The sequence below is a fragment of the Pelistega indica genome, from assembly GCF_000506865.1.
Taxonomy (GTDB): domain Bacteria; phylum Pseudomonadota; class Gammaproteobacteria; order Burkholderiales; family Burkholderiaceae_B; genus Taylorella; species Taylorella indica.
This window is the reverse complement of record NZ_AYSV01000122.1, coordinates 1-12,134: the sequence shown is the minus strand read 5'-3', so window position 1 is coordinate 12,134 and position 12,134 is coordinate 1. Positions and strand designations below refer to the sequence as shown.

Sequence of the window (12,134 nt, the reverse complement as noted above, 5' to 3'; positions counted from 1 at the left end):
TCAGATCTGCTCGASTTTGCGCCATTACAGGAAAATAATGACATAAGAGTGAAGTCCTAAAAGAGATGTGTTGAAAATTTCATCAGAAATTATACTAAATTCATCAAAATATAAGTTAAAACTCTGTGGATTCTAACGCTAAAATGCAATGAAAAACAGGCACATCAAAACCGATAAGAAATTTGCCTACAATCAAAATGCCAGTCGTCTTAGCAAAAAAGAGACTGGCATTTTTATTGGTAATAATAGGAATGATAGGACTTACTTAGGCATCTCATGCTGGCGAGGTTTACGTCCTCTTTTTGAGACAAAATAATCATACACAGGATTAGGAACTAATCTGAGCAATTTGCCCACTACACCCATTTGCCAAGGAATAACTTTATAAGAGCACCCCTTTTCAATAGTGCTAACAGCCACTTGTGCAAAATCATTTACTGGCATTAAAAAAGGCATTTTATAAGGATCAACTTTAGTCATTGGCGTATCAATAAAGCCAGGGGCTATTGTCACCACCTTGACACCAGTATTGTATAAATCTACTCGTAAACTTTCACAATACGTTCTCACGGCAGACTTAGATGAGCAATAAGCACTAGCACCAGGTAAACCACGTACACCAGCCACGCTACTAATGCCGACTAACGTTCCTTTCTTCGCCTTTTTCATATTAGCGATAAAAGGTTCAAACGTAGCGACCAACCCAAAAACATTGGTTTCATAAACTCGACGAAACGTCTCAAAGTCTTCTAAGTATTCAGTCACCGTGCCTACACTAATGCCTGCACAAGCAATCACTATATCTGTTGGTCCTAGCGTCTGGAAGTCATAAGCAGCGGCATGCAACGCCTCTCTATCTGCCACATCAACAACATAGGTTTTGTGCTGACCGGGTAATTCTTGTGCTAACGCTTGTAAGGCATCTTCTTTACGCCCTAATAACCCAAGTGTAGCCCCTTGACTGGCATAAACCTGAGCCAAGGCTTTCCCTAAGCCACTACTTGCACCTGTAATAAATACACGTAATGATTTTTCCTGAGTAGTCATTATTGTTGAGATTGGAGATAATTTTCTAGACCCATTTTCTCAATTAAGCCTAACTGTTGCTCTAACCAGTGAGCATGGTCTTCTTCAGTATCTATTAATTGAGCAACTAAGATTTCACGGCTAACATAATCTTTTTCTTGCTCACAAAGTTCAATACCTTTTTTCAAGTTTTCACGTACAGTGAGTTCTACATCAAGGTCAGCTTGCAACATGGAAGGAACATCTTTACCTACATTTAATGCCTCAGGCTTCATATTAGGAATGCCTTCTAGCATTAATACACGTCGAATCAATGCTTCTGCATGCTCTGTTTCCTCTGCCATTTCATGGTTTAGGCGATCAAATAACTTTGAGTATCCCCACTCTGAATACATACGAGAGTGAATAAAATACTGATCACGAGCAGCCAATTCACCAGCGATTAAAAAATTGAAATAGTCAATAACTTTTACACTGCCTTTCACGATATACCCCTTAAAAAAATAACTATGTTCTTATTGTAGTCCATAGTTATTTTAATTTTCTAATAAATCGTATTTACCGTTAAGTTGGTAAATACGATTGACTCTTATTAAGAGTTACATTAAGCCTAAATAATCATCATACTATTTATTCACTTTTGCATGCATAGCTTGTAAAGGATATACTCGTAAGCCTTTACCTTCACGTAGATATTGCATACCTTCAACAGCTGCACGGGCACCTGCAATCGTCGTAAAGAACGTAACGCGACCTGCTAAGGCATGTGTACGAATTGCACGCGAGTCATTGATAGCATTACGTCTCTCCTCAACCGTGTTAATTACTAGGCTAATTTCACCATTCTTAAGCATATCCACAATATGTGGGCGCCCCTCGGTCACTTTATTAACTACCTGAACAGGAATGCCTGCTTCGTATAGAGTAGCCGCTGTTCCTCTTGTTGCCGCAATCTTGAAGCCTAACTTCACGAGACCTTGTGCAACAGGAATTGCTTTTGCCTTGTCTTGTGCTTTAACACTAATAAACACTAGACCTGATTCAGGTAAATTAACACTCGCTGCAATTTGTGACTTCACAAACGCCTCACCGAATGTCTCACCCACACCCATTACTTCACCGGTTGACTTCATTTCTGGACCTAAAATAGTATCCACGCCCGGGAATTTAACAAATGGGAAAACAGCTTCTTTCACACAATAATGGCTTGGCGATACTTCCTTAGTTACACCTTGTTCAGCTAAGGTCTTACCAGCCATTGCTCTTGCAGATATTTTCGCTAGTTGCAAGCCTGTTGCTTTAGATACATAAGGTACGGTACGAGAGGCACGTGGGTTTACTTCAAGCACATAAACTTCATCTTTCTGAATTGCAAATTGCACATTCATTAAGCCTTTTACATTTAATGCTTTAGCCATAACACGCGTTTGGCGTTTGATTTCTTCAATAATCGCCGGTGATAATGAATAAGGAGGTAAACTACATGCTGAGTCACCCGAGTGAACACCTGCTTGTTCAATATGCTCCATCACGCCACCAATAAAGACGGCTTCACCATCGGAAATACAGTCTACGTCCACTTCGGTGGCATCATTAAGGAAACGGTCTAACAATACTGGCGAATCGTTACTTACCTTCACCGCTTCACGCATATAACGCTCTAAGTCTGCCTGCTCATGCACAATCTCCATGGCACGACCGCCCAATACATAGGAAGGACGCACCACTAATGGATAACCAATATCTTCTGCATGCGTAATCGCCTCGGCTTCTGTTCTAGCGGTACGATTAGGTGGTTGTTTTAAGTTTAATTTTTGTAAGAGTTTTTGGAAACGTTCACGATCTTCAGCGATATCAATAGACTCAGGCTAGTACCGATAATAGGTACGCCATTAGCTTCTAATGCACGAGCTAGTTTTAATGGTGTTTGTCCACCATATTGAACAATCATACCGACAGGTTTTTCAACATGAACAATTTCTAATACATCTTCTAATGTAAGTGGCTCAAAATACAAACGGTCTGATGTATCGTAGTCCGTAGATACTGTTTCTGGATTACAGTTGACCATGATTGTTTCATAACCATCTTCACGCAATGCCAACGCCGCATGTACACAACAATAATCAAACTCGATCCCTTGACCAATTCTGTTTGGACCACCACCTAAAACAATAATTTTTTTCTTATCAGTTGGTTGAGCCTCACACTCTTCTTCATAAGTCGAATACATATAGGCTGTATTTGTCGCAAACTCTGCTGCACACGTATCCACGCGTTTATACACAGGACGAACACCTAATTGATGACGTACTTTACGTACTTCAGATTCTGACGTATCCAACAAATACGCTAAACGTCTATCTGAGAAACCCGCTCTTTTAATCTGGCGCAATGTTTCTTCATCTAAATCAGCTAAGGTTTTCTTTTCTAAGGCTAATTCAATATCAACGATTTCTTTAATTTGTTGTAAGAACCAAGGATCAATCTTAGTCAATTGATGCACTTCTTCCAAGCTAAAGCCTTTATCAAACGCATCACCTACATACCAAATACGCTCAGGACCTGGCTCAGCCAATTCTACCTGTAATGTTTCACGATCGATTGTCTTTTGATTCAAGCCATCAACACCAACTTCTAGACCACGTAAAGCTTTTTGGAAAGACTCTTTAAATGTTCTTCCCATTGCCATCACTTCACCAACAGATTTCATTTGAGTCGTCAAACGAGAATCTGCCATTGGGAATTTCTCAAACGCAAAACGAGGAATCTTAGTGACGACATAGTCAATGGTCGGTTCAAATGATGCTGGTGTGGCACCGCCAGTAATCTCATTTTTTAGCTCATCCAACGTATAACCAACAGCTAAACGTGCGGCTACCTTAGCAATAGGGAAACCTGTTGCTTTAGAAGCCAATGCAGAGGAGCGTGATACACGAGGATTCATCTCAATCACAATCATACGACCATTTTGTGGATTAACCGCAAACTGTACATTAGAGCCACCTGTATCAACACCAATTTCACGTAATACCGCAATTGAGGCATTACGCATAATTTGATATTCCTTATCAGTCAAGGTTTGTGCTGGTGCCACTGTAATAGAGTCACCAGTGTGTACACCCATTGGATCTAAGTTCTCAATTGAACAAACAATAATACAGTTATCTGCCTTATCGCGAACAACTTCCATCTCGAACTCTTTCCAACCTAGCATAGACTCTTCAATCAATAACTCATTGGTTGGAGAAGCCTCTAGACCTCTACGACAAATCGTTTCAAACTCTTCAGGGTTATAAGCAATACCGCCACCAGAACCACCTAGTGTAAAACTAGGACGAATCACAACAGGGAAGCCAGATGTCCCAATCTCTGCCGCAATTTTACGTTGTACATCCCAAGCCTCTTCCATTGAGTGAGCCACGCCAGATTTAGCAGACTCTAAGCCAATAGATGTCATCGCTTCTTTAAATTTTAAACGGTCTTCCGCTTTCTCAATGGCTTTTTCATTAGCACCAATTAGCTCTACGCCATGTTTTGCTAAGACCCCTTCACGTGCCAAATCAAGTGCACAGTTTAAGGCTGTTTGTCCACCCATGGTTGGTAATAACGCATCAGGCTTCTCAATTTCGATGATTTTTTCTACGGCTTGCCAAGTAATAGGCTCAATATAGGTTACATCGGCAGTTTCTGGGTCAGTCATGATAGTAGCTGGATTACTATTTACCAGAATAGTTTTATATCCTTCCGCTTTTAATGCTTTACATGCTTGAGCACCAGAATAGTCAAATTCACATGCTTGCCCAATAATAATAGGGCCAGCGCCAATAATTAAAATACTTTTTATGTCGGTACGTTTTGGCATAATTCCCTACTTCGCCATATGGCTAATAAACTTGTCAAATAATTCAATAATATCGTGTGGTCCTGGACTTGCTTCTGGATGTCCTTGGAAACAAAAAGCTGGACGATCTGTCAATTCAAACCCTTGTAACGTTCCATCAAAAAGTGAGACATGTGTTACACGAGCGTTATTTGGTAAGGTATCGCCATCAACAGCAAATCCATGATTTTGGCTAGTGATATACACACGACCGGTTTGCAAGTCTTTGACTGGGTGATTTGCCCCATGATGACCTGTTTTCATCTTAACTGTTTTGGCGCCTAGCGCTAATCCCATAATTTGATGACCTAGACAGATACCAAACAAAGGGATTTTTTTATCAATAAGAATTTTTGCTGTTTCAATCGCATATTCTACTGCTTGCGGATCTCCCGGGCCATTGGCTAAAAAAACACCATCTGGATTTAAGGCTAACACCTTTTCAGCAGGTGTTTGAGATGGTACTAGCGTAATTTTGCAACCTCGATCTGCTAGTAAACGAAGAATATTCGATTTCACCCCAAAATCATAAGCAACGACATGATATTTATCTTGTTCTGGCTTTGTATAGCCATTACCCAATTGCCATGTTCCTTGATGCCATTCCTGCTCTGTCGTTACACTAACTTGTGTCGCTAAGTCTTGCCCAACCATGCCGGGATAGGCCTTAGCCAATGCTACCGCTTTTTCTACATCATCACCCACCAAAATACATGCACCTTGTGCACCACCTTCTCGTAAGATACGTGTAAGTTTGCGAGTATCTATTTCAGCTATTGCTACAATACCATTTTCTTTTAAATAATCAGGAAGAGATTGTGTAGAACGGAAGTTTGATAAGAGACTTGGGCAATTACGGATAACAAGACCAGCTGCATGGATTTTTGAAGATTCGATATCTTCAGTATTAACTCCAGTATTGCCGATATGTGGATACGTTAAGGTCACAATTTGTTGTGTATAACTTGGATCAGTTAAAATTTCCTGATAACCTGTCATAGACGTATTAAAAACAAGCTCTGCTGTAGTATGGCCAGTTGACCCAATTGAAACACCTTTAAAAACCGTTCCATCAGCGAGGGCCAAAATAGCGCTAGGAAAATCTTGATTTCCTTTCAGTAGTGATGACAATGCCATAAAACCCCAAATTTCAAAATCAGTAAGTAAACTTTCTGATTATACTTTTTTTTCAATTTTTAATGTAAAAATAGCCTATTTTGTTATGAAAATTTAATACTCTTTTGCTATTATTGTGTCTATAGATTCTAAAGATAGGAAAAAAATTTGAATACCCATATACTGGATATTTGAGGTTATTTTTTAATAGTAATTCCCCTAGGACAATAAACAAATATATGACTACTTCGCTTGACTACTTAAGACAATTTACTACTGTTGTTGCAGATACTGGTGACTTTGAGACAATTCAACAACACTCTCCTACTGACGCCACTACCAATCCATCATTAATTTTAAAGGCGGTACAACAAGATAATTATCGTCCTTTATTGCTTGAAACGATTAAAGAACATCCCAATAGTTCTATGGAAGATGTCGTTGATTATTTATTAGTTAAGTTTGGACAAAAAATTCTGAATATTGTACCAGGGCGTGTTTCCACTGAAGTAGATGCTCGCCTCTCTTTCGATACAGCAGCCACTGTCAATCGCGCAAGGAGTATCATACAAAAATACAATGATGCTGGCATTTCCAACCAAAAAGTCCTGATTAAAATAGCCGCTACTTGGGAAGGTATTCAAGCGGCACGTATTCTAGAACAGGAAGGCATTAAGTGTAATTTGACCTTGGTGTTTTGCTTAGCTCAAGCGGTCGCCTGCGCTGATGCTAATGTTCAACTTATCTCTCCCTTTGTGGGGCGAATATACGATTGGTATAAAAAACAAGCTGGGCAACAGTGGGATGAAAACGCTAATGCAGGACTCAATGACCCAGGTGTTAAGTCAGTCACTCAAATCTTTAATTACTATAAGAAATTTGCGGTGAAAACCGAAATCATGGGGGCAAGTTTTAGAAATATCAATCAGATTCTCGCACTATCAGGTTGTGATTTATTAACCATCAGTCCAGACCTTTTATCCAAACTCTCTCAACAGGAAGGTTCATTAAGCACTAAAGTATTAGATGCCTCTAGTGCTCAACAAGCTTTGATAGAGCCATTAACTTTGTCAGAATCGCGTTTTAGATTTTTGCTGAATGAAGATGCCATGGCGACTGAGAAATTAGCCGAAGGTATTCGAACTTTTGTTGCCGATGCGATTAAGTTAGATGCACTAATCAGTACGTCTCTCTGTTAATGCCCAAGCAATTGTTCCTGCATCCACATATTCCAGCTCACTACCACTAGGCACTCCTCGAGCAATGCGAGATACCTTTATCCCTTGATCTCGCAATACATTGCCTAAGTAGTGAGCGGTGGTTTCTCCCTCTGCTGTAAAGTTAGTCGCCAAAATAACTTCTTGCACAGGATAATCCAACACCCGATGAAATAAGCGTTCAAGATTTAGTTTTTGTGCACCAACACCATCCAAAGGTGATACTTTACCCATAAGTACATAATACAGTCCATGATAGCCATGACTTGCCTCAATCATATTCAAGTCTGCTGCCGTTTCTACCACACATAATAGAGAATGGTCTCGTCTCTGACTTGCACAGATAGGGCAAATATCCTCTGTTGTAAAGGAATTGCACATCTGGCAATGCTTTAGCTCGTTAAGTGCCTGATTAATTGTTTCACTGATTTTAGCCGCACCCTCTCTATCGTACTGCAATAAATGGTATGCCATACGCCTAGCCGTACGCTTGCCTATCCCAGGCAATGTATTTAGTGCCTCAATCAATTCAAATAACGGTTCTGGATCAGGTAAAAGTGCCATTAATAATAGCCCTTAGCTTAGAATGGAAATTTTAATCCACCTGGCAATGGCATCCCTGCTGTCACAGCAGACATTTTTTCTGCTGAGGTTGTCTCTACTTTACGTAAAGCATCATTCACGGCAGCAGCAATTAGATCTTCTAGAAATTCTTTTTCTTCTGCATCTGCTAGCAAAGATGGATCAATCGTGATACGTTTCACGTCATGACGACATGTCATTGAGACTTTCACTAAGCCACCACCAGCCGCTCCTTCAACGATAATATCACCTAAAGCTTCTTGGGCTTTTTTCATATTCTCTTGCATTTGCTGTGCTTGTTTCATTAAACCAGCCAATTGATTTTTCATCATAATTATTCATCCTTTTATATAATTTGCGATATAAGTTTACCCTATACAGGCTTAATGGAGTCCTCTACCAAAATCGCTTGAAACTCATCTTGTAATGCCTGTACAAATGTATTTTGTTGATAATCCTGTTCAGCTTTCTGTTGACGTTTTTGTAATTCAGCTTGCTCTACCGCATGTACTGATTGATTCGCCTCACCATACTCAAACTTCAATTTTAGCGGTGTTTTAAAGTACTCTGTTAAGCTAGTCGTCAAAGTAGTTTTTGCGGATAAATTATCACTACCTTGTACTAAAATTCTTAAATATACCGTTTGATTTTCAACACCAATCCACTCACTATGCTTGGCAATTTCACCGACCATACCTTTTAAGTTTAATGACTTAACCACTTCTATCCATGCGTCAGGAGTCATATGGTTTAAAGGAATAGCATCCTCTTGCAATGGTGCTGATTCTGGAACAGAAGAACTAGATTGCCCATTTTCCTGTTCAATTATATAGTCTGCTGGAGGTGTAACACTATCCCCATCATACCAATATCCTTCATCTACTGGCGGATAATAAGGTGCCATATTTTCTTCTGTCACATCATCTATATGGCTCACTGTATCACTGTTAGAGATAGCTGAAATTTCTCTTTCCAACTCCTCAGGGCTTATTTCCTCAGATAGAGACTCTGGCACTATTGCTTCAGAAAGTGCCCCTGCATCAGTAACCACTTCGGAGACAAACTTGATATCCGTATCAGTATCATCACTAGATATAGACTTATCAACAATTTCAGTGGTTGGCGCCAAAGAGATAGTGTTAGGCGTTATGGCAGATGAAGATTGCTCAAATTGCTCAGGATCTTTTTTTTCAGCCTCTACATGCTCAACAGGAGATTGCGTAGTTACCGTTTGACCTTGACCTGCAGTAGTGAGAGGTGAGGTTAATTGCACTTGATGTGGAGACACCAAGGACAACATCCTCAATCCAGCCATAATGAATCCTGTATATTCATCAGGAGACAAGGCTAATTCCGAACGACTATGAATAGCAATACTATAAAACAACTGCAACGCATCAGGATGTATTACTTTAGCCAATGATAAAATATCGTCATAGCTTGGATCCTCGGCTGTTATCACTCCAGGCAAGCGTTGTTCAATAGCGATTTTAGACAGCAACGAGGCTAAATCCTCTAAGGCACTCGAAAAAGAAAATCCCCTACTCGTTAATTCAGTCGCTATATCAATAAGTCCTTGCGCATTGCCACTCATTAATTGATTTAAAAAACGTACCAAATAACGTTGATCAATTGTACCCAACATATCACGTACAGCGTTGCCCGTGATATTAGCACCTGAATAAGCAATCGCTTGATCCGTTAGCGACAATGCATCACGCATAGATCCTGCCGCTGCTTGTGCCAATAAGCGTAGACCCTCTGCATCAAACTCAACTTCTTCTTGTTTTAAAATAGTTTGCAAATGCGACACAATCGCATCAGGAGGCATTTGTTTAAGATTGAACTGAAGACAACGAGATAACACTGTCACAGGTATCTTTTGAGGATCTGTTGTCGCTAAAATAAATTTTACATGCGGGGGAGGCTCTTCTAATGTTTTCAGCATGGCATTAAATGCCGTTCCTGATAACATATGCACCTCGTCAATCGTATAAATCTTAAAACGACCTACTGATGGTGCATAAATCGCCTGTTCAAGTAATTGAGCCATTTCTTCGACACCACGATTGGATGCCGCATCAAATTCTAAATAATCTGGAAACCTACCTGCATCAATTTCGGTACATGCTTGACAAACACCACAAGGTGTTGGTGTGATACCTTGCTCACAATTAAGTGACTTTGCCAAAATTCGTGCTAAGGTAGTTTTACCTACACCTCGTGTCCCTGTAAATAACCAGGCATGATGTAAGCGCTGTGTTTTTAGCGCATTTGACAAGGCTTTTACCACATGCTCTTGACCAACAAGTGTTTCAAAAGTTCGGGGACGCCATTTGCGTGCAAGGACTAGATAATTATTTGTTGTCATGGATTAAGTGTAGGTATAAATAAGGAGTGAGCCTTACTCCGGCACTAGATCCGCACAGCTATGGCTGCTTCGTTCCCGACCTGACCAGATTCACTGCCGACCCATGCGAAGGGGCCCACCGAAAATGATTGTAGCATAGTTTTATAAAAGCTCAATCCATTGACAACCATCTAAAGCATAAATAGCCGTTTTAACAGCGCGCCCATCCAAGCCTGAGAGATAATCTGCATAGGCTTGAAGCTGTGAGGTATATAAAACACGTAAGCGATCTTTAAATGCCTCATCACTCTCATTAGGTAAGCGTTGATTTGTTTTATAATCCACCACTAACCATCCTTCTTCTGTTGCCAAGACTAAATCCACAATACGTTGCTGATTATCTTCATTATAAAGTTGCCATTCTTGTGTGGCTTGTGGATGACTTAACAAATACTGCCCTCTTTCATCATTCAACACCTCACTGAGTAAATGTATCACTCGTGAAGAGGCTTGTTCTAACTCTTGAGGATAGACACCGAGCTGATGTAATTGTCGTTTAATCAGTTTTACACCAGATTTCACCCTCTCTATCGACCAATCTTGTAACTTAGCTCGCCCCATCTGCTCTAGCCAAGCATGAGCTACCGTTCCTATTGCTGAATGCAATCTATTTTCAAACACCCATTCTGATAACGGCATACCTTCGGCTAGATTACTTTCCTTCTCTGTACTTATGGCTGTCTTTTCAGAAGGAGAAACCACAGTCTCCTCCTTCTTATCTTCACTAACTAACTCTTTTTGTAGCGAACAAATAGTGTCAAGTGTAAAACGCTTAACCCCCTCACTTTCAAATGCCCATATGCTAGGTGCCTCTTCTAAGATAATGTCGTCTGCATTCACAACTAAGGTAGGGTCAATAAACGCCTCAATACTAGATAGCATGGTTGATGCCGCTGGCTTTTTATCCTCACACCGTAAATACATTAAATGCAATTTTTCTTTTGCTCTCGTACACGCCACATATAAAAGACGATCAACCTCATGGCGTTGTCTAATTCGATTACGTCTTTTAATAATACTTGAGATAGGGTCTTCAATGTCTTTTGCTTTATGAGTGATAGAACCCATTAATAAATGCCCTTGTTCATTCTCAATCTCAAGTAAATCACCTTTATTTGGTGGAGGCTCTTTATGTAAACCAAATAAGATAACCTCATCAAACTCTAATCCTTTTGAACTATGCATTGTCATGATTTGCACAGCGTTTTCTTCACTGACTGGCGCAGCAAATAATTTAGCCATACGCTGATCAAACTCCCGCAAATCTAGATTGCCATAGGGTGCCAATTCTTCCACAATAGTTAACACAGACATCACATTTTCTTGTGCTGCTTCGCTCGCGTAAAGTCTCGCCGCCCCTAAACGCTCCCACACTAACTCAACATAGGTAGCAAAAGTCATATCGCTTTGTAGATACGGAATATCTAGTAAGGCTTGAGCTGCAAATAAAAACCGTTGCTGCTCTTCAGGAGATAATATACTGGCTAATGCTTCTGGTGTCTGACGATACGCTTGCATCTGTGCAGGAATACTACGCTCTATTTTCCCCTCAAATAAACGCGTTAAACTAGCTAAAGTTAATCCACAAAAAGGTGCTCGCAATAAAGACAGCCACGCCAATCGATCGCTAGCATGACTAAGCGCACGGATGAGTTGTACTAAATCACTCACTTCTTCAGTCTGTGCTAATGGCACCATTTTTACCGCTTGAACAGGGATATTGGCTTGGTTCAAGGCTTCTGCCAACCCTTCTAAATGTGTACGCGAACGCACTAATACAGCCACCGTTCTTTTCTTCTCAGACGCTTTATTTTGCTCCAATACATTTTGCACCAACGCTACGGCTTTYWKACACCGCCTGCTTTAATGCTTGTTCTTTACCTTCATCTCCACTTTGTTT

Annotated in this window: 8 protein-coding genes, 1 other RNA gene and 1 pseudogene; 1 reads left to right on the top strand and 9 read right to left on the bottom strand. The window is 40.3% G+C overall.

Annotated features, from left to right (window positions below):
- Positions 1-261: 261 nt before the first annotated feature.
- The 4 genes and pseudogenes from V757_RS26060 to carA form a co-directional block, all read right to left on the bottom strand.
- Entirely contained in the window at positions 262-1,047 is a 786-nt protein-coding gene (locus tag V757_RS26060) for an SDR family oxidoreductase (protein WP_023952929.1), read from the bottom strand.
- Positions 1,047-1,511, bottom strand: a complete 465-nt coding sequence (gene bfr / locus V757_RS26055; protein ID WP_023952927.1) for a bacterioferritin — start codon at positions 1,509-1,511, stop codon at positions 1,047-1,049. Before bfr ends, V757_RS26060 begins: the two co-directional genes overlap by 1 nt.
- Before the next feature lie 141 nt (positions 1,512-1,652).
- Positions 1,653-4,891, bottom strand: a pseudogene (gene carB, locus V757_RS26050) (carbamoyl-phosphate synthase large subunit).
- A gap of 6 nt (positions 4,892-4,897) precedes the next feature.
- Entirely contained in the window at positions 4,898-6,046 is a 1,149-nt protein-coding gene (carA, locus tag V757_RS26045) for a glutamine-hydrolyzing carbamoyl-phosphate synthase small subunit (protein WP_023952925.1), read from the bottom strand.
- Between the two features lie 218 nt (positions 6,047-6,264).
- On the opposite strand from carA, the gene tal reads away from it, so the two are divergent.
- Positions 6,265-7,224, top strand: coding sequence for a transaldolase (gene tal / locus V757_RS26040; RefSeq protein WP_023952923.1), 960 nt, complete (start codon positions 6,265-6,267; stop codon positions 7,222-7,224).
- Here tal and recR read toward each other — a convergent pair.
- From recR to V757_RS26020, 5 genes are all read right to left on the bottom strand, one after another.
- The gene (gene recR, locus V757_RS26035; protein ID WP_023952921.1) at positions 7,201-7,806 is read right to left on the bottom strand and encodes a recombination mediator RecR; all 606 of its coding nucleotides are present in this window, start codon (positions 7,804-7,806) and stop codon (positions 7,201-7,203) included. The genes tal and recR overlap by 24 nt on opposite strands.
- A gap of 17 nt (positions 7,807-7,823) precedes the next feature.
- The gene (locus V757_RS26030; RefSeq protein ID WP_023952919.1) at positions 7,824-8,156 is read right to left on the bottom strand and encodes a YbaB/EbfC family nucleoid-associated protein; all 333 of its coding nucleotides are present in this window, start codon (positions 8,154-8,156) and stop codon (positions 7,824-7,826) included.
- A 41-nt stretch (positions 8,157-8,197) separates the two neighbouring features.
- The gene (gene dnaX / locus V757_RS26025) at positions 8,198-10,195 is read right to left on the bottom strand and encodes a DNA polymerase III subunit gamma/tau (protein WP_023952916.1); all 1,998 of its coding nucleotides are present in this window, start codon (positions 10,193-10,195) and stop codon (positions 8,198-8,200) included.
- A 22-nt stretch (positions 10,196-10,217) separates the two neighbouring features.
- Positions 10,218-10,315: signal recognition particle sRNA small type (ffs, locus tag V757_RS28175), an RNA gene on the bottom strand.
- 21 nt (positions 10,316-10,336) lie between these two features.
- Positions 10,337-12,067, bottom strand: coding sequence for a 3'-5' exonuclease (locus tag V757_RS26020; protein WP_162146592.1), 1,731 nt, complete (start codon positions 12,065-12,067; stop codon positions 10,337-10,339).
- Between the last annotated feature and the right edge of the window lie 67 nt (positions 12,068-12,134).

What these genes read in the sequence shown, in the direction of transcription:
- V757_RS26030 (WP_023952919.1), bottom strand. Translation starts at nt 8,156, where the DNA reads ATGATGAAAAATCAATTGGCTGGTTTAATGAAACAAGCACAGCAAATG.
- recR (WP_023952921.1), bottom strand. Translation starts at nt 7,806, where the DNA reads ATGGCACTTTTACCTGATCCAGAACCGTTATTTGAATTGATTGAGGCA.
- dnaX (WP_023952916.1), bottom strand. Translation starts at nt 10,195, where the DNA reads ATGACAACAAATAATTATCTAGTCCTTGCACGCAAATGGCGTCCCCGA.
- tal (WP_023952923.1), top strand. Translation starts at nt 6,265, where the DNA reads ATGACTACTTCGCTTGACTACTTAAGACAATTTACTACTGTTGTTGCA.
- carA (WP_023952925.1), bottom strand. Translation starts at nt 6,046, where the DNA reads ATGGCATTGTCATCACTACTGAAAGGAAATCAAGATTTTCCTAGCGCT.
- V757_RS26060 (WP_023952929.1), bottom strand. Translation starts at nt 1,047, where the DNA reads ATGACTACTCAGGAAAAATCATTACGTGTATTTATTACAGGTGCAAGT.